The sequence below is a fragment of the Streptomyces sp. NPDC052687 genome (assembly GCF_040678395.1).
In the GTDB taxonomy this organism is placed as follows: Bacteria; Actinomycetota; Actinomycetes; order Streptomycetales; family Streptomycetaceae; genus Streptomyces.
This window is the reverse complement of record NZ_JBFATR010000012.1, coordinates 83,036-106,632: the sequence shown is the minus strand read 5'-3', so window position 1 is coordinate 106,632 and position 23,597 is coordinate 83,036. Positions and strand designations below refer to the sequence as shown.

24 protein-coding genes are annotated in these 23,597 nt (G+C 71.0%); 16 read left to right on the top strand and 8 right to left on the bottom strand.

What is annotated here, in order from left to right:
• Positions 1-105: 105 nt before the first annotated feature.
• Entirely contained in the window at positions 106-1,911 is a 1,806-nt protein-coding gene (locus AB0K92_RS13800) for a bifunctional metallophosphatase/5'-nucleotidase (protein ID WP_365922442.1), read from the top strand.
• A gap of 85 nt (positions 1,912-1,996) precedes the next feature.
• On the opposite strand, the gene AB0K92_RS13795 is transcribed toward AB0K92_RS13800, so the two are convergent.
• Complete coding sequence (locus AB0K92_RS13795) at positions 1,997-2,128, bottom strand: hypothetical protein (protein ID WP_365922440.1); 132 nt, start codon at positions 2,126-2,128, stop codon at positions 1,997-1,999.
• 12 nt (positions 2,129-2,140) lie between these two features.
• On the bottom strand, positions 2,141-2,623 hold the full coding sequence (locus tag AB0K92_RS13790; RefSeq protein ID WP_365922438.1) for a Uma2 family endonuclease: 483 nt from the start codon (positions 2,621-2,623) through the stop codon (positions 2,141-2,143).
• 292 nt (positions 2,624-2,915) lie between these two features.
• On the opposite strand from AB0K92_RS13790, the gene AB0K92_RS13785 reads away from it, so the two are divergent.
• The 10 genes from AB0K92_RS13785 to AB0K92_RS13740 all read left to right on the top strand — a co-directional run bounded on the left by AB0K92_RS13785 (position 2,916) and on the right by AB0K92_RS13740 (position 15,269).
• Positions 2,916-3,248, top strand: a complete 333-nt coding sequence (locus tag AB0K92_RS13785) for a hypothetical protein (protein WP_365922436.1) — start codon at positions 2,916-2,918, stop codon at positions 3,246-3,248.
• Positions 3,249-3,262: 14 nt separating this feature from the next.
• The gene (locus AB0K92_RS13780; protein ID WP_365922434.1) at positions 3,263-3,574 is read left to right on the top strand and encodes a pore-forming ESAT-6 family protein; all 312 of its coding nucleotides are present in this window, start codon (positions 3,263-3,265) and stop codon (positions 3,572-3,574) included.
• A gap of 34 nt (positions 3,575-3,608) precedes the next feature.
• On the top strand, positions 3,609-4,001 hold the full coding sequence (locus tag AB0K92_RS13775) for a DUF6507 family protein (protein WP_365922432.1): 393 nt from the start codon (positions 3,609-3,611) through the stop codon (positions 3,999-4,001).
• Complete coding sequence (locus AB0K92_RS13770; RefSeq protein WP_365922430.1) at positions 3,998-6,091, top strand: hypothetical protein; 2,094 nt, start codon at positions 3,998-4,000, stop codon at positions 6,089-6,091. The genes AB0K92_RS13775 and AB0K92_RS13770 overlap by 4 nt, the downstream gene beginning before the upstream one ends.
• Complete coding sequence (locus AB0K92_RS13765; protein WP_365922428.1) at positions 6,069-6,716, top strand: pentapeptide repeat-containing protein; 648 nt, start codon at positions 6,069-6,071, stop codon at positions 6,714-6,716. Before AB0K92_RS13770 ends, AB0K92_RS13765 begins: the two co-directional genes overlap by 23 nt.
• Positions 6,717-6,894: 178 nt before the next feature.
• Positions 6,895-7,167: a hypothetical protein gene (locus AB0K92_RS13760; RefSeq protein WP_365922426.1), complete on the top strand. Its 273-nt coding sequence runs from the start codon at positions 6,895-6,897 to the stop codon at positions 7,165-7,167.
• Between the two features lie 73 nt (positions 7,168-7,240).
• Positions 7,241-8,566 carry a type VII secretion integral membrane protein EccD gene (gene eccD, locus AB0K92_RS13755; protein ID WP_365922424.1) on the top strand — a complete coding sequence of 442 codons (1,326 nt, stop codon included), beginning with the start codon at positions 7,241-7,243 and terminating at the stop codon, positions 8,564-8,566.
• 36 nt (positions 8,567-8,602) lie between these two features.
• Positions 8,603-9,853 carry a hypothetical protein gene (locus AB0K92_RS13750; RefSeq protein ID WP_365922422.1) on the top strand — a complete coding sequence of 417 codons (1,251 nt, stop codon included), beginning with the start codon at positions 8,603-8,605 and terminating at the stop codon, positions 9,851-9,853.
• Positions 9,850-13,848: a type VII secretion protein EccCa gene (eccCa, locus tag AB0K92_RS13745; RefSeq protein ID WP_365922420.1), complete on the top strand. Its 3,999-nt coding sequence runs from the start codon at positions 9,850-9,852 to the stop codon at positions 13,846-13,848. The genes AB0K92_RS13750 and eccCa overlap by 4 nt, the downstream gene beginning before the upstream one ends.
• Positions 13,845-15,269, top strand: coding sequence for a DUF6177 family protein (locus AB0K92_RS13740; RefSeq protein ID WP_365922418.1), 1,425 nt, complete (start codon positions 13,845-13,847; stop codon positions 15,267-15,269). Before eccCa ends, AB0K92_RS13740 begins: the two co-directional genes overlap by 4 nt.
• Here AB0K92_RS13740 and AB0K92_RS13735 read toward each other — a convergent pair.
• The 3 genes from AB0K92_RS13735 to AB0K92_RS13725 all read right to left on the bottom strand — a co-directional run bounded on the left by AB0K92_RS13735 (position 15,256) and on the right by AB0K92_RS13725 (position 17,898).
• The gene (locus AB0K92_RS13735) at positions 15,256-17,325 is read right to left on the bottom strand and encodes a pectinesterase family protein (protein WP_365922416.1); all 2,070 of its coding nucleotides are present in this window, start codon (positions 17,323-17,325) and stop codon (positions 15,256-15,258) included. The genes AB0K92_RS13740 and AB0K92_RS13735 overlap by 14 nt on opposite strands.
• A gap of 121 nt (positions 17,326-17,446) precedes the next feature.
• Positions 17,447-17,698 carry a hypothetical protein gene (locus AB0K92_RS13730; protein ID WP_365922414.1) on the bottom strand — a complete coding sequence of 84 codons (252 nt, stop codon included), beginning with the start codon at positions 17,696-17,698 and terminating at the stop codon, positions 17,447-17,449.
• Positions 17,695-17,898 carry a hypothetical protein gene (locus AB0K92_RS13725; protein WP_365922412.1) on the bottom strand — a complete coding sequence of 68 codons (204 nt, stop codon included), beginning with the start codon at positions 17,896-17,898 and terminating at the stop codon, positions 17,695-17,697. The genes AB0K92_RS13730 and AB0K92_RS13725 overlap by 4 nt, the downstream gene beginning before the upstream one ends.
• A 313-nt stretch (positions 17,899-18,211) precedes the next feature.
• Here AB0K92_RS13725 and AB0K92_RS13720 point away from each other — a divergent pair, with 313 nt between their 5' ends.
• From AB0K92_RS13720 to AB0K92_RS13700, 5 genes are all read left to right on the top strand, one after another.
• Positions 18,212-18,868 (top strand): DUF5753 domain-containing protein, encoded by a 657-nt coding sequence (locus tag AB0K92_RS13720; RefSeq protein ID WP_365922410.1) that lies wholly within the window; start codon positions 18,212-18,214, stop codon positions 18,866-18,868.
• Positions 18,865-19,062: a DUF397 domain-containing protein gene (locus tag AB0K92_RS13715; RefSeq protein ID WP_365760402.1), complete on the top strand. Its 198-nt coding sequence runs from the start codon at positions 18,865-18,867 to the stop codon at positions 19,060-19,062. The genes AB0K92_RS13720 and AB0K92_RS13715 overlap by 4 nt, the downstream gene beginning before the upstream one ends.
• Positions 19,063-19,078: 16 nt before the next feature.
• Entirely contained in the window at positions 19,079-19,300 is a 222-nt protein-coding gene (locus tag AB0K92_RS13710; protein WP_365922408.1) for a DUF397 domain-containing protein, read from the top strand.
• A 198-nt stretch (positions 19,301-19,498) separates the two neighbouring features.
• The gene (locus AB0K92_RS13705) at positions 19,499-19,849 is read left to right on the top strand and encodes a DUF6247 family protein (RefSeq protein WP_365922406.1); all 351 of its coding nucleotides are present in this window, start codon (positions 19,499-19,501) and stop codon (positions 19,847-19,849) included.
• Positions 19,846-20,205, top strand: coding sequence for a hypothetical protein (locus AB0K92_RS13700; protein WP_365922404.1), 360 nt, complete (start codon positions 19,846-19,848; stop codon positions 20,203-20,205). Before AB0K92_RS13705 ends, AB0K92_RS13700 begins: the two co-directional genes overlap by 4 nt.
• Here AB0K92_RS13700 and AB0K92_RS13695 read toward each other — a convergent pair.
• The 3 genes from AB0K92_RS13695 to AB0K92_RS13685 form a co-directional block, all read right to left on the bottom strand.
• Complete coding sequence (locus AB0K92_RS13695; protein ID WP_365922402.1) at positions 20,180-21,598, bottom strand: HAMP domain-containing sensor histidine kinase; 1,419 nt, start codon at positions 21,596-21,598, stop codon at positions 20,180-20,182. The two genes, AB0K92_RS13700 and AB0K92_RS13695, sit on opposite strands and share 26 nt — an antisense overlap.
• Positions 21,595-22,332, bottom strand: a complete 738-nt coding sequence (locus AB0K92_RS13690; RefSeq protein ID WP_166000085.1) for a response regulator transcription factor — start codon at positions 22,330-22,332, stop codon at positions 21,595-21,597. Before AB0K92_RS13690 ends, AB0K92_RS13695 begins: the two co-directional genes overlap by 4 nt.
• A gap of 130 nt (positions 22,333-22,462) precedes the next feature.
• Positions 22,463-23,482, bottom strand: coding sequence for a trypsin-like peptidase domain-containing protein (locus AB0K92_RS13685; RefSeq protein WP_365922399.1), 1,020 nt, complete (start codon positions 23,480-23,482; stop codon positions 22,463-22,465).
• Positions 23,483-23,597: the final 115 nt, after the last annotated feature.

Here is a 23,597-nt window from a genome sequence, read left to right as displayed (position 1 = left end):
AAGGGAAACCAGGCTGTAACCATGAACCCCCTGTCGCGCTACGCGCGTTGACTCTAGGCTGCGCCGGGACCCTCACACACCCGGATAAGAACGACAGGGGGGCGCATGCCAGCCACCACTCCGCCGCAGGACCGCCGCAGACGGCGTACGACCAGGCTGCTCGCGGCCGCCGCCGGTGTCGCCACCGCCGGCGCGCTGGCCGCCGCGCTGCCGTCGGCCGCCAGCGCCGACGAGAAGACCACGAGTCACAAGCCGGGCCGCTACCAGGACGTGCAGCTGCTCTCCTTCAACGACCTGCACGGCAACCTGGAGCCGCCGGCCGGCTCCTCGGGCCGGGTCACCGAACTCCAGGCCGACGGCACGACGAAGACGGTCGAAGCGGGCGGAATCGAGTACTTGGCCACCCACCTGCGCCAGGCGCGCGAGGGCCACAAGTACTCCGTCACCGCCGCCGGCGGCGACATGGTCGGCGCCTCCCCGCTGCTCTCCGGTCTCTTCCACGACGAGCCCACCATCGAGGCGCTGAACAAGCTGGAGCTGGACGTCACGAGCGTCGGCAACCACGAGTTCGACGAGGGTGCCCGGGAGCTGGCCCGCCTTCAGAAGGGCGGCTGCCACCCCACGGAGGGCTGCTACACGGACGAGGAGTTCGAGGGCGCGGACTTCCCGTACCTGGCGGCCAACGTCCTCGACGAGAAGACGAACAAGCCCGTTCTGAAGCCGTACTGGGTGTGGAAGAAGAAGGACGTCAAGATCGGCTTCATCGGTGTGACCCTGGAGGGCACCCCGGACATCGTCTCGGCCGAGGGCGTCAAGGGCCTCACCTTCAAGGACGAGGTCGAGACCATCAACAAGTACGCCAAGGTGCTCCAGGCCCAAGGCGTGAAGTCCATCGTGGCGCTCATCCACGAGGGCGGCTTCCCCGCCGGGACGGCGTACAACTACGACTGCGACGCGCCCGGCCCCGGTGACGGCATCTCCGGCCCGATCGTCGACATCGCCAAGAACGTCACCCCGCAGGTCGACGCGCTGGTCACCGGCCACACCCACGCGCCGTACGTCTGCACCGTCGACGACCCGGCCGGCAAGCCCCGCATGGTGACCTCGGCCGCCTCCTTCGGCCGCCTCTACACCGACACCACGCTGACGTACGACCGGTGGACCGGCGACATCGCCCGTACGGCGGTGCGGTCGGCGAACCACGTCGTCACCCGGGACGTCCCCAAGGCGCCCGACATGACCGAGCTGATCGGCAAGTGGAACGCGCTCGCCGCGCCCATCGGCAACCGCCCGATCGGCTACATCTCCGGTGACATCGGCAACACCGGCACCGAGTCCCCGCTCGGCGACCTCATCGCCGACGCCCAGCTCGCCTACGGCAAGGAGCTGGACCCGGAGACCGACCTGGCGCTGATGAACCCGGGCGGCATCCGGGCCCCGCTCACCTACGCGGCCAAGGCGGCCGAGGGCGACGGCGTCGTCACCTACGCCGAGGGCTTCACGGTCCAGCCGTTCGCCAACACCGTCAACCTCCAGGACATCACCGGCGCTCAGCTGATCCAGATCCTCAAGGAGCAGGTCAGCGGCGCGAACGCGGCGGCCCCGAAGATCCTCCAGGTCTCCTCGGGCCTCACCTACACCCTGGACCTGACGAAGACCGGCGCGGACCGCGTGGTCACCGACTCCATCAGGCTGAACGGCGCCCCCGTCGACCCGTCGGCGGTGTACCGCGTCGCGTCGAACAGCTTCCTCGCGGGCGGCGGCGACGGCTTCCCGACCCTCGGCCAGGGCACCAACGACCTGGTCGGCGCGGACGACCTGACGGCGCTGGAGAAGTACCTGACGGCGAACTCGTCCCCGGCGAGCCCGATCGCACCGCCGAAGGCGGACCGGATCACGATCGTGAAGTAGACGCCGGACCGGGAGACGGGGTGAGGGGAACGCGCGCGAGCGCGTTCCCCTCACCCCGTTCTCGGACCCTTCCGCCTTCCCCGGCTCAGCCGGTCTTCCTCCGGTCGAACCACATCGTCGCCAGGGCCGGCAGCCGCCCCGCCCAGAACAGCACCTGCGGGACCGTCCGCCCGGTCCACGGGACCTCGACGACGAGCAGGACGCACAGCTCGCCCACGCGGCCTGCGTGTCAGCGGCGCGGGGCACCGGTGATCGCTTCCCCGACGACGAACCCCTTCGCGGGGCCTTCGCGGACGGTGATGTCGGTGCCGTAGGGCACGCGGTGGATGTCCTCCCAGTCGGCCTTGTCGGCACGAGGGCGCGTGGAGACGGTGACGGCGCCCTGGCCGCCGTAGTCGTCGATGAGCAGGTACAAGGGAATGCCGGCGCGGGCGTACTCGCGGCGCTTGCGGATACGGTCGCGGTCCTGGTGGCGTTTGCCGGGGGAGACGACTTCGACGATCACCTGAACGGCAGAGGATTTGATCCCGAGTCCGCCCTCGTCGGCGTGCGGCTCCAGGTCCTCGGGCGCGACCAGGGCATCGGGAATCCACGCTCTGCGCTGGTGGATGACGTCGGTGTCCTGGTGGCAGGCGTACTCGCCGCCCTCCGGGAACCTGTCCAGCGCAATCTCTCGTGTGCGAGAGCGGTCAAGATGGCACCTCCTCGTCAAGTGTGGGCCGGGTGCACGGCGGAGGCACGAGCAACGCCGTCACGGTGGGTGAGACGGCGTCGCCGACCTGGGGCAATGCCCTGGGTTCACCTGCTCGGGCGACGGGAGCCTCGTACGGGCCGCAGCGCGTGAGGAGCATCGGGCTCCGGGGGGCCGCCTCGACCGCGGGTGCTGCTCAGCCGTCCACCGGCCCGATCGCGCCAAGTGAACCCCGTTGCATTGCTGCTGCAACTCTCTGTGCGAGAGTATGTTCGACCTGTATGGGTCGTAAGTGACGCACGGGGGTGCACTGTTGAAGTTCGACATGGGGGCGACGACCCTCTCCTCGCTCGGGAAGAGCACGGTCGGGTCCGTCGATGATCTGGGGACCCTGATCAGGATGCTGATCCAGGCCGCCGAGCCGTTGGAGGGGAAGTTCAACGGCGAGGGCAAGGCCGCGTTCGACGAGTTCAAGGCGAACGCCGATGAGATCACCGCCGAGCTGAACGCCTCGCTCACGGCGATCCTGGGCGGCCAGTCAGGGATGGACACCGCGTTCGGTACGGGCGACACCGAGTTCGGGAGCAACGCCCAGCAGAACATGGGGGCCGCCAACTTCCAGGCGGCACGCTTCGGCGCGCGATAGGGGGAGACGAGACCATGGGCCAGAACCAGGACCGCCGCTCGTACGACACCGGTGCATCCGCGGAGGTGCAAATCAGTCTCGCCTCCGTCATCGGTCAGTTGGAGCGCGTGCTCACCGACCGCGACCGCGCGGTGAAGGCGGCGATGGCCGACTTCACGGCGGACGGCGTGGCGGACGAGTACCACGGCAAAGAGGTCCGCTGGCACCGCGCGGCAAGCGAGGTGCGGGAGATCATCCGGCTGGTGCGTACGACGCTGGAGCAGAACGACGGGACCGCGCAGGCGACGCTGGCCAAGGCGCGGGCGGCGGTCGACGCCATCGGCTGAGCGGCCGGATCGATCTTCAGCACGGGGGTTGGCAATGAAGGGCTGGGACATTTCTCCGCCCGGCGTCGGCACGGTGGTCTCCCATGTGGGCACGGTCATGTCCGCGTTGGAGGGGATCATCGAGGCCTACTCGGGTGATGTGCAGGGCGCGGCCACCGCGGCCGGAACGCTCGCCCCGGGCGGAGCGAGCGGACCGCACAAGGGACAGGCCGGGCTTGTCGCCGCCGCGCTGGCGGAGTTCATGGAGGGTACGGCCGACGAGCTGATGTCCGTCGGCGTGCGGGTCGGCAGATCGGTCAACGGCGCCGTGGAGGCCACGATGGCGTACCAGGCCGGGGACATCGAGATGGCGGCGGAGGTCCAGCGAAGGGCGGCCGGTGTGGTCGTACCCGACATGCCGGCGGGCTGGAAGGCGGGCCGTCAGTGATCGAGCCGGAGTCCATTCCGCTGTTCACCGGCGATCTGGGGCAGCTGGACCATCATGTCGAGGCCCTGCGGCGGGAAGCGGTCGGCATCCGGGACGCGGGTGCCACGGCACACAGCCAGTTCCAGGGGCTGTCGGCCTTCTACGAGGCCCCGGAGGCGGAGGACCTGTTCGCCTCCACCGCGCCGGCGCGGGACGCGGCCGACACCTTCGCGGACAAGGTGGAGACGGTCGCCGAGGCGCTGTCCACGTACGCGGCCGAGGTGGCGCCCATCGCCGAGCGTCTTGAGCACCTGAAGAGCAGGGCGACGGCATTCGTGGCGGGGCTGAAGACCGAGTCCGGCGAGTTCGACGCGAAGTGGAACAAGGACGCGGACAAGGTCGAGGAACATCAGGCGTTGTGGCATGAAGTGCACGCCGCCCAGCAGGCCTTCTGGGAAGCCGAGGTGGCCTGTGCCAACAGGATCACGGCGCTCGTCGGCGGCACTCAGTATGTGCTGAACACCGGTGACACGCAGCTGTTGCCGCGGGGTGCGCACCTGTACGGCTACAGCGCGGAGCTGCTGGACCGGGCCAAGGAACTCCCGTGGGGCACACCGGTCACCCAGCACCACGACTGGTGGGACCCGCGGGACTTCGACTACTACGTCAAGAGCTTCGTCTGGGACGGGCTGATCGTCGACAACGTCTGGGGCACTGTCGACGGGCTGTTCTCCCTGGCCGGCATCAACGGCTCCCAGGAGTTCAAGGACTCCTGGACGGGGCTGGCCCGGGTACTGGTGGGCGCCGAGACGTACCTCATGGAGGCCGCGAGCGGCAAGAAGGCGACGACCGGGCCATTCGCGACGGACTTCGCGCAGGGCAGCAAGGTGTACGCGAAGGAGTTCGCCAAGGGCCTCGTCGCCTGGGACCAGTGGGATGAGAATCCGGCCCGCGCCGCCGCCACGGTCGTCTTCAACACGGTCACCCTGGGCGTGGGCCCGCTGAAGGCCGCCTCCGCCGGCCGCGCGGGCGCCGCGGCGAAGGCGGCGACGACGGTCGCGAAGGTCGGCGACGTGCTCGACCCGCTCAGCGCGGCGGCGAAGGCGGCCGGGCATGCCGTCCCGAAGATCGCCGAGGTGACGGCGAACCTGCGGGGCGTCGGGGACCTGGCGGAGGTGCGGGGGCCGCACAGTGTGCTGGAGCTGGCAGATGGGTCGAGGCTGGTCATCGAGGACGGGCGGTTCATTGCCTACGACAAGCAGGGAAACCTCGTCGAGGCGCTGCCCAAGCAGGAGCACACCCTTGCCGGGGAAGGCAATAAGGCGCCAGCGCAGGAGCGTGAACTCACAGCGGTCGGCTCGGCGCCACAAAAATCTGCAGCCGCTGCCCATGCAGGAGATCCATCTGCGTCCCGAGGCTCAGACGCGCATGCCACGCCATCTCACTCAGGAGCAGGCAACGGAGGGAGTGCCGGTACGACCGAGTCCAGCGTTCCTCATCAGGCAACCACCAACGGGGCGGGCACCGGCCATGGTGGCAATGGTGAGGGGAACGCCGGGTGGGCGGATGGATCAGGAAACCAGACGGCACTGCCCGAGCGACGGAACGAGCCTCTGCCGGAACTCACACCCGAGGAGCGAGCCGATCACTGGGTTCACCTGGAGCAGGTCGAAGCAAGAAGTCCGCAGGAATTCGATGCTCTGCAACGGGACCCAGACAAGAACGGCGGTATCTCTGAACCATCCAAAGACGAAGCGCGGGTCGGCCTGGATCTTCGCGAGCAGGGGCGCCTGCCCAAGGATATCCGGCGGCCCACCGAGGCTGATCAGGGCGAGTTCTACTCACCCAGTACCGGCCGGCACTACGACATCAAGGGAGTTCACTCGGACTGGCCGCCCTTCAATAATGTGCGGGACAAGTCGCAGCCGTTCAAGGGGGCTTACGATCCAGCAAAGAATGGGCGTTGGGTGAAAAAGCTGGAAGAGCAGATCGTCGAGAAGCGCCGCATTGTTATCCTGGATGTACGAAACGCGAATCAGGCGGCGATCGACGACATCAAGTCCATCGTCGAGAAGAACGGCTGGGAAGATGATGTCATCTGGTACCCGTAACCACTGGAGGCCGAGGGTCGCTCCGCCCGACCCTCAGGCCGCAGTACGGCTTCAAGAGTGGTTGGAAGCGGGCCGCGACGGGGGTCTGGATGCCGTAGGGCTCGACTTGAGCAACGCCGATCTGTCCGGGGGTGATTTCTCCGAATCATGGTTCAGCGATGCCAGACTGGTCAATGCAAATCTCATTGGTGCAGATTTCTATCGGTGTGATGCAGAAGGTGCCGACTTCTCTTATGCCGACCTGACGCGTGCTTCCCTGGTGCGCGCCAATTTTGATGACGCTGTCTTCCGCGGCAGCGTCCTCGATGAAGCGGACCTGGTTAAGGCTTCGCTCTACGGGGTCGATGCGTCAGGTGCGTCGCTGCGCAAGACGCGACTTATGGGGGCATCGCTGATTGACGTGAACTTCTGTGGCGCCGACCTTTCCTATGCGGTGGTCCGTGAAAATACATTTAAGGTCCTGCTTGATCGCGAGACCAAATTGGATGGTTTTTCCGGTACTCTTTTCGGGCCTGTACGGCTAAGTGGTCCAGAGGGGGTTCGGGAGATCGCCGGCGCTGATCTGGAGCGATGGATACGCGAACGCGGGGGCGACGTACGTGTGCTCGCCACTGCGAGGAGCTGACGGACGTGAACACTGCCCTGGCGGTTCGACTTCCGCAGGTGAGTGCGGCAGTGCACTACGCCAACGCCGGAAACCGGCTCATGAAATTCTGGCTGACCTTCGTGTGCCGCGAGCAAGGCCGTATGACGCAACCCTGCGAAGCCCCGTCGACTTGCGCGTGGCTCGGTGAGTTCCCGACGTGACCGCCCACGACTACGACAGCCAGCTCCTCGAGTCCGTCTCCGTCCGTCGGCGTCGGCTCCGCGACGCCCTGCTGTTCGGGGCCCAGCGGCAGCGTCGCACGCTGGACGAGCGGGTGGGGAAGGTGTTCGCGGGTGTTGTGATCGCCGCGGTGTTGTGTGCGGGGTGTGTGGGGTGGTCGTTTCTGCAGCATCGGGTCGTCGGACAGAGTCCGTACGCCTCCACGCCCTCCGCCCCTGTGACGCCTTCCAGCGCGCCAACTGCCCGGTGATAGGTTCGAACACGTGATAGCCACGGGGGCACTGAGTCGTACTGCGAGCGGCAGTCGCACAGCACTCAGCCGTGTGACGCTGGTCGGGGAGCGGCGTCGGGTCGACCTTGTGCTGCCGTCGCGGGAGCCGATCGGCGTGCTGCTGCCGGAGGTCATGCGGCTGCTGGACGACCGGATCGGTGCGCGGCCCGAGTTGCGGCATCTGGTGACCGGGGACGGGTCCGCGCTCGCGCAGGACGACACCCTGGAGTCGGCCGGCGTGCGGGACGGTGCCGTGCTGCGGCTGGTGCGGGTCGAGGACGCGCCCTCCGCGCCCGTCGTCCACGACGTGAGTGACGAAGTCGCCGACGATCTCGGTCTGCGGGTCTGGCGGTGGCGGCCGGCCGTGCGGCGGGTCGTCGCGGGGGCTGCCACGGTGGCGTGGGCTCTCGTCGCCGGAGTGCTGGCCCGGGAACACTTCGAGCCGTCCGCCGTCGCGGGTTGGCTTGCCGCCGTCGCCGTGCTGTCCGCCCTCGGCGGTGTCCTGTGCGGGCGCCTGGGGCGGCGGGCCCTCGCCGCCACGCTCCTGATCGCGGCCGGTGCGCTCGGTGTGCTCGCCGGGTGGACCGCGGCCGACGCCCAGGACTGGTCGGGTGCGCTGCGGCTCGCTGTCGTCGCCGGTGCCGTGGCCGGTGCTCTCGCTCTCGCCGGGTGGTTCACGCCGCTCGGGCGGGGAGCGTCGATCGGTGCCGGAAGTCTCCTCGGGTGCGTCGTGCTGTGGGAAGTCGCGGTCGCCCTTCAGGGCGGTGCAGAAACCGCCGCGCAGCAGAGCCGGGCCGGTGCGCTGGTCGCCGTCGTCTCCGTCGTCCTTCTCGGCCTGCTGCCGCGGCTCGCGCTCATGGCGTCCGGTCTCGCCCGGCTCGACGACCGGCGCAGTGGCGGGACGTCGGTGAGCCGGTACCAGGTGGGTACGGCTCTCGCCGCCACGCATCGCGGGCTGGCCCTCGCCACCGTTGTCCTCGGTGTCTCCGCCGCCGCGGCCGGTGTGCTCGTCCTGCGGACGGCCACGGTGTGGACGGTTCCGCTGGCCGGTGCCGTGCTGCTCGCGCTGGCACTGCGCGCGCGGGCCTTTCCGCTCGCCGTCGAGGTCGTGGTGCTGCTGACCGGCGCTGCCGTCGTGGTCGGGCGGCTGGTGACGCTCTGGCTGGAGCAAGCCCAGGCCGCCGCCGGGCCCGTCGCCGTCCTCGCTGTGCTGGCCGCCGTACCCCTTCTGGTGCTGAGTGTGGAGCCTGCGGAGCATGTGCGCGTCAGGCTGCGCAGGCTGGGCGATGTCGCGGAGTCCGCGGCCGTGGTCGCGCTGTTTCCGCTGGTCATCGGGGTCTTCGGGGTGTACGGGCGGCTGCTCGGCACTTTCGCGTAGGCGTGCGTACGAGGCGTACGAGGGAGTCGTGGACACATGACCGGGGGAGGGGACTGGCAGCACGACATGCTGCGACAGCTGACCGGCGGTGCCGACGCGTCCCGCGGGACATCACCCGCTCCGGCGCCCGCTCCGGCGCCCGCTCCGGCGCCCGCTCCGGCGCCCGCTCCGGCACCCGCTCCGGCGCCCGCTCCGGCGCCCGCTCCGGCGCCCGCTCCGGCGCCCACCTCGGCACCCGCTCCGGCGGCCCCGCCGACGCCCTCCCCGCAGCCGTCCGCCCAGCCGGCCCCGGCCACCGACCCGACTCCTCCCGCGCGCCCCGGCCCCCGCACGCCCGACCGAGGCGCCCCGGCCCCGCCCGCGCCGCCCACCCCTCAGTCCCTCCCCACCCTCGACCCCCGCCTGGCCATCGCACTCGGGCGCCCTCACCACGGTGACTCCCTGACGCAGCGCGCCGGCCGTTCGCTGCGTCGGCTCACCGCCTCCGCCGGTCAGGAAGTCGCCGAGCAGACCAGGCTGGCGCAGGAGGTGCAGCAGCCGGTCACCACGGGGCGGGTCGTCGCCGTGACGTCGATCCGCGGCGGGGTCGGCAAGTCCACCGTGGCCGCGCTGCTCGGCCGTATCCTCAACCACTACCGGCACGACCCCGTCCTCACCCTGGAGGCCGACGCCGCGCTCGGCACGCTGCCGGTGCGGATGGGCGCGGAGAGCGTGCGGTGGTCCTGCGCGGATCTCGCCGGAATTCTGACACCGGCCATGCAACTCACCGATGTCACCGGGTACCTGGTGCCCGTCGCCGACGGCGGCTGGCTGCTGCCCGCGAGCCAGGGACGGGTGGGGGCGCCGCTGGACGTGCGGACGTACCGGACGGTGACGCTCGCCCTGCGCCGGTACTTCGCCGTCACCGTCGTCGACTGCGAGACGCTGCCCGGCGAGGTGGCGCGTACGGCGATGGACACCGCGCATGCCCGCGTGGTCGTCGCGCCGATGACCGCCGAGGGCATCCACGGAACCCGGCAGGTGCTGGACTGGCTCGGGCACCTGCCGCACGCGGCCCTCGCCACGACCGTCGTCGCCCTCAGCGCGAGCGCACCGGACACCACGCTCGACCCCAGGGCCGCCACCGCGCATCTGCGCGAGCCCGGGGTGCCCGTGGTCCTGCTGCCGTACGACCGACATCTCGCCCAGGGAGGACCCATCCACACCGCCATGCTGAGCCAGACCACCCGGGACGCGGCCGTCCGGCTGGCGGCCGAGGCGATGCGGCGGGCGGTGAGGGTGCGATGACCCAGCGGATCGTGCATCGGCCCGCTCGCAGCACCCGTCCGCTGGAGCCGGCCCCCGCCCGCACCGTCGAAGCCCCGCCCAACCTGCCGGAGGGCAAGGTCGGCAACGCGGCCACCGCGCTGCTGCCCATGGCGGGCGTCGTCAGCTCGGTTGTGATGATGACGGTCATCCGCAACAGCCAGTTCGCCGCGCTCGGCGCGGTCGTGCTGGTCGTCGCCCTGTTCGGGGCGCTCGCCCTGTTCCTGTCGCAGCGGGGCCGCGCACAGCGCACGCGGCGCGTGCAGCGGGAGCGGTACCTGGAGTATCTGGAGGAGCTGCGGGAGGAGCTGGGCGCCGCCGAGCGGGAACGGCGTGCGCGGGCCCGGCTCCTCGACCCGCCCCCGTCGGCCCTGTACGACCTGATCCGCGACCCGGCCCGGCTGTGGGAGCGCCGCCGCCAGGACCCGGACTTCCTGCGTCCGCGCCTGGGTACGGGCACCGTCCCCGTCCAGGAGCTGGTCATCGGCCAGAGTGGCGCCGGCGGTGTCCTCACCCCGCCGGACCCGTTCATGCTCAACGAGGCCCGGGCCCTGCAGCAGCGCTTCACCACGGCCACCGACTTCCCGCTCACGGTGCCGCTGGACCGGGCCGGGAACGTCAGCGTCGTCGGCGCGCAGCGGGACGACGTCCTGGCGGTCGCCCGAGCCCTGCTCGTCCAGACGGCCGTCACGCACGCACCCGACGATGTCGCCCTCGCCGTTGCCACACCCGACGAGAACGCCTGGCAGTGGACCAAGTGGCTGCCGCACATCCTCGATCCCCAGACCCACGACGGTCCCGTCGCCGCCCGCCGGATCGCCCCCGGCCTGGCGCAGCTCGCCCGGCTGTGCGCACCCGAGCTGCGCCGGCGCGCCGCGTACGCGGCCGAGGTGCGGCGCGGGCTGTCGGACCGGGCGGCGCTGCGGCTGACGGACCGACTGCTCGTGGTCCACGACAGCCACGGCGCGCCCGCGGCCGAACTTCCCGTCCCGGACGCGGCCGTCGGCCTGCCGGAGACGGGCGTGACCGTGGTCCACCTGCTGGACCGGCAGGTGCATGAGCCGGACCAGGTCAGCGTGCGCATCACGGTCGACGGGGGCCGGGTGACCGTGGAGGACCTGCGCGGTCCGGCCGGCGGCGCGGCCGAGGGCACGCTCGACACCGTGAGCACCGCCGGAGCCGAGGGCATCGCCCGCATGCTGGCGCCGCTGCGGCTGTCCGCCGAGTCCGTGGCCGAGGGCACCCCGGTGTCCGGCCCCGTCGACTTCCCCGCCCTGCTGGGCATCGACGACCCGGCCGCCCTGGACCTGAAGCAGCTGTGGGCACCGCGTGCAGAGCGGGATTTCCTGCGCGTCCCCATCGGACTGACCGACCGTCACGAGCCCGTCCTGCTGGACCTGAAGGAGTCCTCCCAGCTCGGCATGGGCCCGCACGGGCTGTGCGTCGGCGCCACCGGCTCCGGCAAGAGCGAACTGCTGCGGACCCTCGTCCTGGCCCTGACCGCGACGCACCCGCCCGAGGATCTCGCCCTCGTCCTGGTCGACTACAAGGGCGGCGCGACCTTCGCCCCCTTCGCCTCCCTCCCGCATGTCGCCGGCGTGATCACCAACCTGGAGAACCAGGCCGGCCTCGTCGAACGCGTCCACACCTCCCTCGCCGGCGAGGTCAAGCGCCGCCAGCAGGTACTGAAGGACGCCGGGAACATCGCCGACATCGGCCACTACGCCCTGCTGCGCGCCACGGAGCAGCCCGACCTGGAGCCGCTGCCCCATCTCTTCGTCGTCATCGACGAGTTCGGCGAACTCATCGCCGCAAAGCCGGAGTTCATCGATCTGTTCCTGTCCATCGGCCGCATCGGACGCTCCATCGGCGTGCACCTGCTGCTGTCCAGCCAGCGCATCGAGGGCGGCAAGCTCAGGGGCCTCGACACCTACCTGTCGTACCGGCTGGGGTTGCGCACCTTCTCCGCCGACGAGTCCCGCACCGTCCTCGACACCACCGACGCCTTCCACCTGCCGCCGCTGCCCGGCTTCGGCTATCTCAAGGTCGACACCTCCACCTACGAGCGGTTCAAGGCGGGGTACGTCTCCGGCGCCCACCACGGGCCGACCGTACGCGAGGAGCACGGCGCGGAGCCGCTCGCGCTGCCCTACCCGACGTACCACGCGCCGCAGGAGCAGGAGACGGCCCCGGAGGAGCCCGCCGCCACCCGACGCGACACCGGCCCGACCCTGCTGTCCGTGATGGTCGGGCAGCTCACCGACGCCGCCCCGCCGGTGCGGCGCATCTGGCTGCCTCCCCTGCCCGACGCCGTCACCCTCGACCGGGCGGCGGGGCCCGTGCGCGCCACCGACCAGGGACTCCACCTGGTCCGGCCCGCCCACCCCCTGCACGTGCCCCTCGGTGTGCTCGACGACCCGGCCCGGCAATGGCAGGGCCAGTGGCTGCTCGACCTGACCGCGGCCGGCGGGCACGCGGCGGTCATCGGCGGTCCGCAGTCCGGCAAGACCACGCTGCTGCGCACCCTCGTCCTGTCCCTGGCGCTCACCCACACGCCGCGCGAGGTGGCCGTCTACGGCCTCGACCTGGCCGGTGGCGGCCTGGCCGCGCTGGCCGGGCTGCCCCACGTCGGCGGCATCGCGGGGCGCGCCGATCACGAGCGGGCCGCCCGCACGATCGCCGAGGTGCGGGCCATGCTCACCGAGCGCGAGGAGCTGTTCCGCCGGCACGGCATCGACTCCGTGGAGCAGCTGCGCGCCCTGCGCGGCCGTGGTGAGCTGACCGGGCCCGTCGCCACCGACGTCGTCGTGGTCATCGACGGGTTCGGCGCGCTCCGGGACGAGTTCGCCGACCTGGAGGACGCGGTCACCGACCTGCTCAAGCGCGGCGGCGGCTACGGCATCCACGTCGTCGCCGGGATGCTGCGCTGGAACGACGTGCGCATCACCACCCAGTCCCTGTTCGGCACCCGCGTCGAACTCCGCCTGAACGACCCCGCGGACTCCACCGTCGACCGCAAGCTGTCCGAGACGCTCGGTGCCGACACCCCCGGCCGGGTCCTCACCGACGGGAAGCTGTTCGCCCAGGTCGCGCTGCCCCGGATCGACGGCCGCCCCACCACCGACGACCTGGGCCCCGCCCTCGAACGGGCGGCCCGCACCGTCCGCGCCTCCTGGCACGGTGAGGTCGCCCCACCCGTGCGGGTCCTGCCGACCACACTGCCCGCCGCGCACCTGCCCCCGGCCACGACGGAACCGGCCCGGATCCCGATCGGCGTCGACCAGGAAGCCCTCGCACCGGTCCTGCTCGACCTGTTCGGATCCGACCAGCACCTCCTCGTCCTCGGCGACAACGAGTGCGGCAAGACCAACCTGCTCCAGCTGATCGCCACCCGGCTCGTCGAGCGGTACACGGACGAGGAGCTGGTCTTCGGCGTCTACGACCCGCGCCGCACCCTGCGCGGCGTCGTCCCCGAGCCGTACCGCGGCGGCTACGCCCACAACGCCAAGCTCGCCGCGGCCCTGTCCACCGGCATCGCCACCGAACTGGACAAGCGACTGCCGGAGACCGCGGATCCGGACGGCCCGGGCGGCCCGGACGGTGAGCCCGCCTTCCGCGGGCCGCGGATCGTCATCCTGGTCGACGACTACGACATCCTCACCACCGCGGGGCAGCAGCCGCTGGCACCCTTCCTGCCGTACGTCTCGTCCGCCCAGGACATCGGACTGCACTTCGTCGTGGCCCGCCGCGCGGCCGGAGCCTCCCGCGCCCTGTACGAGCCTTTGCTGACGGCGCTGCGGGAGACCGGCACCGCCACGCTGGTCATGTCCGGCGACCGCGCCGAGGGCCAGCTCTTCCCTGGCCTCTACCCCGGTCCGCAGCCACCCGGCCGCGGCACCCTCGTCCGCCGCGGCCACCCGCACCGGCTGATCCAGACCGCCCTGACCTCGCAGCACGCCCCGGAAGAGATCCCGTGACCAAGGACGTCATCGCGCTGACGCCCACGATGCCGGACCTGCGCACCCTCCTCGCCGGTCTCTACGCCGGCGGCCCCGACCTCGGGGTGAACTCCCTCGCCGAGGGGGCCGTCGTCCAGCTGTGCGCGCCCGACGGGCGGCCCCTCGTCTCCGTGGAGGCGCCCGTCCTGGTGCAGGTGCCCGGCGAGATCGCCCGCCTCCTCCGGCATCCGGACCCCGACGGGCCGGTGTGGTGGACCGAGGCCCGCGCCTCGACCGCCGTCCCCGAAGCCGGGCGGCTCGCCGGTTCCTTCGCCGGCCGGCTGGCGACCGTGCTCGGCGGCACGGTCTGGCCGCCCGAGGCCGGTCACACCGAGGTCGTCCCCCTGACCGCGGACGTGTCCGCGGTGCCCCGGCCCGCCACCGCCGCACCGGCGATCGACGTCCTCACCGGCACGACGGCCGTGATCATCCAGGACCGTCCCGTGGTCCCGCTGACCAGCTGGCTGGCCGACGCCCTGCGCGCCTGCGCGGACGACGGCCGCGCACTCCAGATCGTCACCCCGCCCACGGCACACCTCACCATGGCCGCCCGCACGGCCTTGAGCGGTCTGCCCAACCGCTGGGTCGTCCAGGACCCCGAGCACGGCGCCTACGACGGCCTGTCCGGCGCCCGGCTCCAATGGCGGGACGGCACCTTCACCCCCGTGCGCGACGAGCGGGGCGCGGCCTCGGCCGCCGCCCCCTTCGCGGCCGGGTCCGACACCGGCGAACGCCAGCTCCTGCTCACGCTGCGCACCCGGCACCCGGCCGGCGAGAACCTGGTGCTCGGGCGGGCCCTGGAGACCGTCTGGCGGCACCTGACGGGTGCCCCGCCGACCGGATGGAGCACCGCCGAACCGGTCAACCTGCCCTGGTCCACCCGCGAGGTGACCGACCTCGCCCGCACCCGCGCCCCACGGCCCACCTTCCTGCTCGCCGTCGGCCACCCCGACCGGCCGGCCATGGCCACCATGCGGGTGCTGCGGACAGCGGCGGGCGTGGAGGAGGACATCACCCTCGCCCTCGGCTACGGCCCGAACGAGGAACCGCCCCTGGGCGCCGTCGCACCGCTGGCCGCCGCACTCGACGCCGAGCACGGGCTGGTCACCCTGCTGACCTCGGTGCGCGCCGCCCGCCGCGACGTGACGGTGCCCCCGCGTCTCGAGGCGCCACCGAGGCCGGTGGCGTTCACGCTCGGTGGCGCCGAGGCGGACGCCGTCGGCCGCGAGCGGGCCGAGCAGCCCCCAGCCGGTCCCGCCCCCAGGCGACTCGGCCGCGCCCTGCACTACGCCCTGGACACCCCACGTGAGGACGAGGCCTGGGACAGGTTCCGGGCGTTGGTCTCTCACCTGCGCCCGGAGGGGCGCCCCGAGCCTGACGTGGGCCTCAGGAAGCCGTAGGCGTCCAGCCGGACAGCCAGTCCGTGACCTCCTGGTCGGCGGCCTGGGCGTCGGTCAGATGGGGGCGGTCGGACGAGGCGGAACCGGCGCCAGGGCCCGTGTTCTTGTACTCGGCGAAGCGGTCGTCCTTCCAGGAGAAGCCGCTCATGTCGGTCCAGGGGGTGGTGCGGATGGCGGCGCTGAGGGTGGTGTTGCGGACCGTCGTCTGCGGGTCGAGGGTCGCGTCACCGCCCGCGTGCCAGGGGCGGCCGAGGTAGAAGGTGCGGTCCGAGACGGCGCCGGTCACCGTGGAGTTGGCGATCAGGATGCCCTTGCGGCCGGCGGCGGTCGACGGGGCCGTGACGTAGCCGGCCGAGGTGCCGTCCCAGCGCTTCTTCAGGGTGATGACCGAGTGGTCGATCACGGCGGTGGCGCGGCCGAAGATGAAGTCGACGTTGCCGGTGACGTAGGAGTTGGTCATGTAGACGCGGCCCAGCCGGTCCTTCGCGGCGGTGTCGAGCAGGAGTGTGTCCTGGTCGCCCTCCACGATCACCGAGTCCAGGAACACCTTGTCCGACGCGGTGCGCAGGGCGACGGCCTGGTGGCCGGAGATGTGCTGGTTGGCCTTCTCGTCGAAGTCGTTGGCGATGGTCAGGTTGCGGGCCTGGAAGTCGTCCGCCTCGACGGCGACGGTGGCGCTGCCGCCGGTGCCGTAGGTGCCGCCGCCCGGCTTGGGTGTGCCGGAGGCGTTGTTGTAGACGATCACCGTGTCCTTGCGGCTGGCGCCCGTGCCCTGGATGGTGACGTGCGGCTTGTTCGAGGGGACCTTCACCGTCTCGCGGTACGTGCCCGGCTTCACGGCGATGACGACGCGGGAGGGGTTGTTCGCGGGTACGGCGTTCACCGCGGCCTGGACGGTGGAGTACTGGCCGGAGCCGTCCTTGGCGACGGTGAGGGTGGTGGCCGCGGCGGCGGCAGCGGTCGTGGTCGCCGCGGTGCCGAGGGAACCGCGGGGGCCCGCACCCGACTTCAGCAGGGCGGGCAGGTCCGCCGCCTTGTCGAGGGTGTAGCCGTAGTACGTCTTCGGGTCGAAGGCGGTGCCGCCGCTCTCGTTGCGTCCGCTGGTGCCGGAGAAGACGTTGCCGCGCTGGACGATCGACGCCGTGGCGTCCTTGATGACGGGGTTCCTCACGCCCTGGAAGAAGGAGTTCTCCAGGACCATCTGCGTCTTCCCGCGCGAGTAATTGCCGTAGGAGGAGGTGATGGCGGTCCCCGGGGTGTCCTCCAGGACGTTGTTGTAGAGGTGCGCGTGGGCGGCGTTGTCCGTGGACGGGTTGCGCTGCTCGGTCTCGCGGAACCAGTTGTGGTGGATCGTGATGTCCGTGACGACGTTCTCGGTCCAGCCGATGCCGAACGTCTTGTTGTTGTCGCTCAGCCTGTTCCACGACACGGTGATGTTCGTACTGTCCTTGCGGACGTCGATGAGCCCGTCCGCCATGTGCCGCAGGTCGTTGTGGTCGATCCAGACGTGGTGCGCGCCGTCCATCTGGATCGCGTCGTAGTCGTGCTCCTTGTCGTTCCAGACACCCTGGTACGCGTCCCGGATCGTCAGGTTCCGGATGATCACGTTGTGCACGCCGGGGCCGAGGAAGAAGCCGCCGCCGACGATGTGCCCGGAGGTGCCGGAGCCGATGATGGTCTTGTCGGACGCGACCTTGATCTCCTTGCCGGCCGGGGACATGGTGATGGTCCCGGCGACGACGATGACGTACGGCTCGGCGGCGGTCGCGTACTTCTCCAGCTCCGCGAGCGTGCGGACGGTGACGGCCTCACCGCCCCGCCCGCCGTACGTGCCGTTCTGGCCGAGGGAGTTCACGGAGGCGAAGCCGTCGGCGGTCGCCGTCGCCCACGCGGGCGCTTCGGCGGCCGCCGCCTCCGGCTGCGCGCTCTCGCCGTAGACGAGCGCCCCCGCGGCGACCAGGGCCAGGGGGACACCGGCCGCGAGCACCGTCGTCCGGCGCCTGCGGTGCCGTGCCCTGCGGGGCTTGCGGGGCTTGCCACGAGTCGTCTCACTCATGCGGGTTCCGTTCGTCCGTGGGGTGTGGGGATGGTCGACGAACAGTCGCCGCGGACGCCTGGAAGGTTGCCGGGGCACCGAACGAACCCGACGTCGCCGGGCGACGCGGTCTTCGTACGGGTCACCGCCGGCTGACCGCGATCCGCAGGACGTCCGCCAGGGACTCGGTGGCCCGGGTGAGCGCGAACCGCACGGCCCGCTCACCCGCCTTGGCGTCGCCGAGGACGGCCCTCGCCCCGGCCAGCACCTCCTGGGCGGAGCGCAGTTGGGCGGCCTCGATGTCGTCGGCGAGCCGGGAGAGGGGGCTGTGCGGGTCGTCGCTGCTGAGGTAGCAGGGCTTGCCGTCGACGCTCGTCCAGGGCAGCAGCCTCATGCGGGGGCCTCCAGGTAGGGGCGTACGAGCGGGGTGTCGAGCCAGACGGGCTCCAGGGCGAGCGGCGGGGCGGGCGGGGGCGGTGGCGGGGGCGGCGCCGTGGCGCGGTGGCGTCCCTCGGCGGGCAGCAGGAGCCGTACGAGGGTGAGCAGGACGGTCTCGCAGAGCGCGGCGAGGCGCAGGCGGAGGCGAAGAGGCATGGGGGTGCCCTTCCGGGGCGTGACAGGGGTGGCTGACGAGCGGTGATTACCGTTCGTGCCTCGATGGTTACGGATCACGCGTACGCTGCGGAAGAGGTTCGGTGTTGTCTGGCGCCCAGGCAACGGGGAGGGGTGACGTGGGCGAAATGGTTGACGACGAACCGGAGTCGGGGCGGGCTGCACTCGGCCGGACTCTCAAGTTCCTCCGGGAGCAGGCAGGCAAGTCGCTCGGGCAACTGGCGAGGACACCGGGTACGACAAGAGCTACCTGAGCCGCTTGGAAAGCGGGGAACGGCTCTCCAAGAGCGCGGTCATGGAGGACCTGGACAGCTACTACCGGTCGGGTGACCTGCTGGTCCGATTGTGGCGCGAGGCGCGCAGAGAAGTCGTCAAGGACAAGTACAAGGCGTTCATGGAGCTGGAGGCCACGGCGCGGATCATGTGGATGTTCCAGCTGCGCGTGCCGGGCTTGTTGCAGACCGAGGACTATGCCCGTGCGGTGTTGTCAGGGTTGTCTGGCGCTCAGACAACGGCAGGCAACAGGGAAGAAGTCGAGGAGCAGGTGGCCGTCCGCATGGGACGCCAAGAGCTGCTCCACCGGCCTTCGGCACCGAACTTGCGCGTGATCCTGGACGAAGGTGCGTTGCGAAGGCAGGTGCCCGACACGAAGGTGTGGACGGATCAGCTGTCGTACCTCATCGATGCGGCGGCACTGCCGAATGTGGCGATTCAGGTGCTGCCGTACACAGCCGGTGTGCACGACCTCATGGACAGCCATCTCTGGCTGTTCTGGAAGCGAATCGGCGACCCCGTTGCCTGGGTGGAGGGCAATGGCTTCGGCGAGCTGGTCCAGGATCCAGACAAGGTGCTGCGCTTCCGCTTGTCCTACGATCTGGTCAGGGATGCGGCGCTGACTCCGACGGAGTCGACGGCGTTCATCAAACGCCTTCTGGAGGAGTGCGGATTATGAACCGAGCCCCCGATCTCAGCACCGCGGTGTGGCGCAAGTCCAGCTACAGCGACGGGGGTGGCACCAACTGCGTCGAGGTCGCCGACAACTGCCCCGGCATAGTCCCGGTCCGCGACAGCAAAGCCCCGGAGGGCCCGGTGCTCGTGTTCGGGGCCGGTTCGTGGGTGTCGTTCGTGAACGGCGTCAAGAGCTGACGGAGGTCGCCGGATCATGCACCGAGCCCTCGATCTCAGCACCGCCGTGTGGCGTAAGTCGTCCTACAGCGACGGGGGAGACAACAACTGCGTCGAGGTCGCCGACAACTGCCCCGGCATAGTCCCGGTCCGCGACAGCAAGACCCCGGAGGGCCCGGTGCTCGTGTTCGGAGCCGGCTCGTGGGCGTCCTTCCTGGGGGGCGTCAAGACCGGAGTGGGTATGCACGCCGCCGAGTGAAGCGGGCCGGAAACCAGGACGGGAAGGGTGGCCGTTCGGTCACCGTGACGTCATGGCAGAGAACATGACCACCGACTTCTCGGCGGACGCACCTCCTGGCCCGCTGTCCCGGCCGGAGCCGCCCTGTGGACAATCCGCGGGGGGACGGTGGACGCGGCTATGGTCGTGAGCAGGACGTGCCGAAGGAGGACATCGATCATGGCTGCCCACGCTGCGGAACCCGATCCCGTTGTCCCCCCCATGCCCGAGCGGACCCCGAAGGCGCTGCGCGAGGCCATTGCCCAGCACACTCCCGAACTCCTTCCCGACTTCGACGCGCACTGGAAGTGGGCGATTGCCGACACCTACGACCTCGGTCCGGTGTCGGCGTTCATGGCCCGCTGGTGGGGGCAGTACGCCATCGCTCGCGACCCCGCACTGAACGCGCACGTACTCGACCTCGAACACCGAGCTGCGTACGAGTGCACCGACGTCGCCGAAGCCAAAGCCCTCCTCGAAGAGGCGGCGAAGATTCACTACCGGGTCCGGGAATTGGAGCCCGGCGAGTGACTGATGGGTTCATGGGCCCGCCTTGGCAGGCAGACTGGCGCATCGACGCTCTCGTCACCTTCGAGGCACTGCCCGACCACGTTCGTGAGATCGTCCTCGCCGCGCGCCCCGAACTGGTCACGGCGAAAGACCCGTACTTCCGAGGCATTGATACGGATGCGGAGCTTCCCGACGGCATGAGGGTCATGCCGGACCAGTCCACTGTTCCCAAGGGCCGCCACCTCTGCTTCTTCGACCACGGAAACGGCTGGCTGAAGTACACCTTCGTTCGCCGAACCGAAAATCCGCAGATCGTGATCGAAGAGGTCTTCTGGCAGGTTTACGAACCTTCTACGGAACCTCCGGCGGAGGCGTAGGCGCGCCCGGCAGCCTCACCGTCGCCACCGTGCCCCCGCCCTCCGCAGGAGTCAGCGCCACCTCGCCGCCCGCCTGCTGCACCGTGCGGGCCACGATCGACAGGCCGAGGCCCGAGCCGGGGAGGGCGCGGGCGCTGGGGCTGCGCCAGAAGCGGTCGAAGACGTAGGGGAGTTCGTCCTCCGGGATGCCCGGACCGTGGTCGCGGACCGTGAGGACACCGCCGTCCAGGCGTACGTCGACCGTGCCGCCCGCCGGGCTGAACTTCACCGCGTTGTCCAGCACGTTGACCACCGCCCGCTCCAGCGCGGCCGGCTCCGCGCGGACGTACCAGGGCTGGACGTCCGCGGTGATCGTCAGCTCGGGTCCGCGCAGCCGGGCGCGGCGCAGGGCCGATTCGACCGCGTCGTGGAAGGGGATGACGGGCGCCAGACCGCCGTGCTGGGCGGTGTCCGGGCGGGACAGCTCCTGGAGGTCGCCGATCAGCGCGGCCAGCTCCGTCATCTGGGCCTTCACCGAGGCGAGCAGGGCCGTGCGGTCGGCCTCCGGCAGGGGGCGGCCGGTCTCCTCGCTGCGGGTGAGGAGTTCGATGTTGGTGCGCAGGGAGGTGAGCGGCGTGCGCAGCTCGTGGCCCGCGTCCGCGATGAGCTGCTGCTGCAGGTCGCGGGAGCTGGCGAGCGCGGAGGTCATCGAGTTGAACGAGCGGGACAGGCGGGCGATCTCGTCCTCGCTGTCGTCCTCGACGGGGATGCGGATGGTCAGGTCCTCGGTGCGGGCGACGTGCTCGACGGCCTCCGTCAGCTTGTCGACGGGGCGCAGCCCGGCACGGGCCACGGCGAGCCCCGCCGCGCCCGCGCCGACGACCCCGATGCCGGAGACCGCCAGCAGCAGCAGCGCCAGTTCGTTGAGGGTGCCCTCGGTGTCCTCCAGGGGGAGGGCGACGACCAGGGCGATCCCGCCGCCGAGCGGGCGCGTCATGGTGCGGACGGCCTTGCCGTCGGAGTCCTTCCCGTCGCGGAAGGAGGGGGTGTCGCCGGGGTTCCGCGCGGCGATGCGGGTGTCGGCGGCGGTCACCCGCACCGCGCCCGCGGAGGTGTCGAAGACGCAGTACGTCCCGTCGGCGCTGACCAGTTCCGCGTAGACCTGGGTGGGCGGGCCGAAGGAGCGGGCGTCGCCGGGGGTCTGGCGGCAGTCGGCGAGGGTGTCCTGGATGGCGTCCAGCGTGACCCGGACGTTGTCGAGCTTGTCGTCGATCTCGGCGTACAGCTTTCCCCGGACCACGAACCAGCAGCTGACCGAGACCGCCGCCACCGCGAACGCCACCGCCGCCGCCACCAGCAGCGCGAGCCGGGAGCGCAGGGGCAGCGCGCGCAGGCGCCGTGCCGCCTTGCTCACTCGGTGCCGCCCTGCCGCAGTACGTAGCCGACGCCCCGGACGGTGTGCACGAGCCGCGGCTCGCCCCCCGCCTCGGTCTTGCGGCGCAGGTACATCACGTACACGTCCAGCGAGTTCGACGACGGCTCGAAGTCGAAGCCCCACACCGCCTTCAATATCTGCTCGCGGGTCAGGACCTGCCTGGGGTGCGCCATGAACATCTCCAGCAGGGTGAACTCGGTGCGGGTCAGCCCCACCGGCCGCCCGCCGCGCGTCACCTCGCGGGTCGCGAGGTCCATCCGCAGGTCGGCGAAGGTCAGCACCTCGCCGGCCTCGGCGCCGGCGCCGGCCGTCGCCGCCGCGTAGGAGCTGCGGCGCAGCAGCGCGCGGATACGGGCGAACAGCTCGTCCAGTTCGAAGGGCTTGACCAGGTAGTCGTCGGCGCCCGCGTCGAGGCCGGTGACGCGGTCGCCCACGGTGTCGCGGGCGGTCAGCATGAGGATCGGGGTGGTGTCGCCCGCGCCGCGGATGCGCCGCGCCGCGGTCAGGCCGTCCATGCGCGGCATCTGGATGTCGAGGACGACGAGGTCGGGCCGGTACGCGGTCGCCTTCTCCAGGGCGTCCGCGCCGTCGACCGCGACCTCGGTGTCGTATCCCTCGAAGGCCAGGCTGCGCTGGAGCGCTTCGCGCACCGCGGGCTCGTCGTCGACGATGAGGATGCGCTGGGGGTCACGGTCGCCTTCGGCGGGGCTCATGGCGTGGGTTCCTCGGGGGTGGTCGGCAAGCTGGCGGCTGACGTTCTCAGCGTCGCACGACTCGTCGCTCGGTCTCGGTCGGTCGCTCTCGGTCGGTCGCTCTCGGTCGGTCGGTCTCGCTCGGTCGCTCTCAGTCGGTCCCGCCCGCCCGCAGCTTCGCCAGGTCGGCCTTGACGGTGTCGACCGGGATGGCGAAGCCGAGGCCGACGCTGCCCGCGTCGGACGAGGAGGAACCGCTCGCCGAGTACATCGCGGAGTTGATGCCGATGATGTTGCCGTTCATGTCGATCAGCGCGCCGCCGGAGTTGCCCGGGTTGAGGGACGCGTCGGTCTGGATGGCCTTGTACGTCGTCGTGGACGAGCCGGTGTCGCCGTTGAACTCCTGCCCGCCGAACTCGAACGGCCAGCCGCCGTCCGGCTGCCGCTGCTGCTGACCCTCACCGGTGGAGACGGTGACGTCCCGGTCGAGGGCGGAGACGATGCCGCTGGTCACCGTGCCGGTCAGGCCCTCGGGGGAGCCGATCGCCACCACCTGGTCGCCGACCCGCACCCCGTCGGAGTCGCCGAGCGTCGCCGCTTTGAGCCCGGAGGCGTTCTCCAGCTCGATCAGCGCGAGGTCCTTGCCGCTGTCGGTGCCGACGACGCGGGCGGTGTACTCCGTGCCGTCGCTGGTCGTCACCGTGATCCGGGAGGCGCCGGAGACGACGTGGTTGTTGGTGACGATCTCGCCGTCGGACGTGATGATCACGCCGGAGCCGGTGGAGGACCCCGCGTTCGAGGTGGCGTTGATCTCGACGATGCTCGGGCTGACCGCTTTCGCGACCCCCGCGACCGTGCCCTTCTGGCTCGACGGCACCACGGTGGTGCTGGTGGAGCTGGACGCGACGGCCGCGGAACCGCCGGTCAGCTCCTGGATGCCGTAGGCGGTGCCGCCGCCGACGGCCGCCGCGACGATCGCGACGGCGGTGAGCAGCGCCACGGGCCCGCGCCGCCTGGTACGCCGCCGGGACACGGGCTCCGCCAGCAGCGCGGTGGGTTGGTGCTGCTGGTGCGGCTGCTGTGGCTGCTGTGGCTGCTGTGGCTGGTGCTGCTGGTGCGGCTGGTATGCCGGAGGGGACGGCCACTCGGGGTTCACGTTGCTCTCGGTCATGTCCATGAGCTTGTCGCCCGACCATGAGAGCTTCCTGAGGGCTGCCTGAGAAGCCCGGCAGAACCTCGTATGCCCGATATAAGGACCGGACCCGGCGCCCCCATGTCGGCCTGTG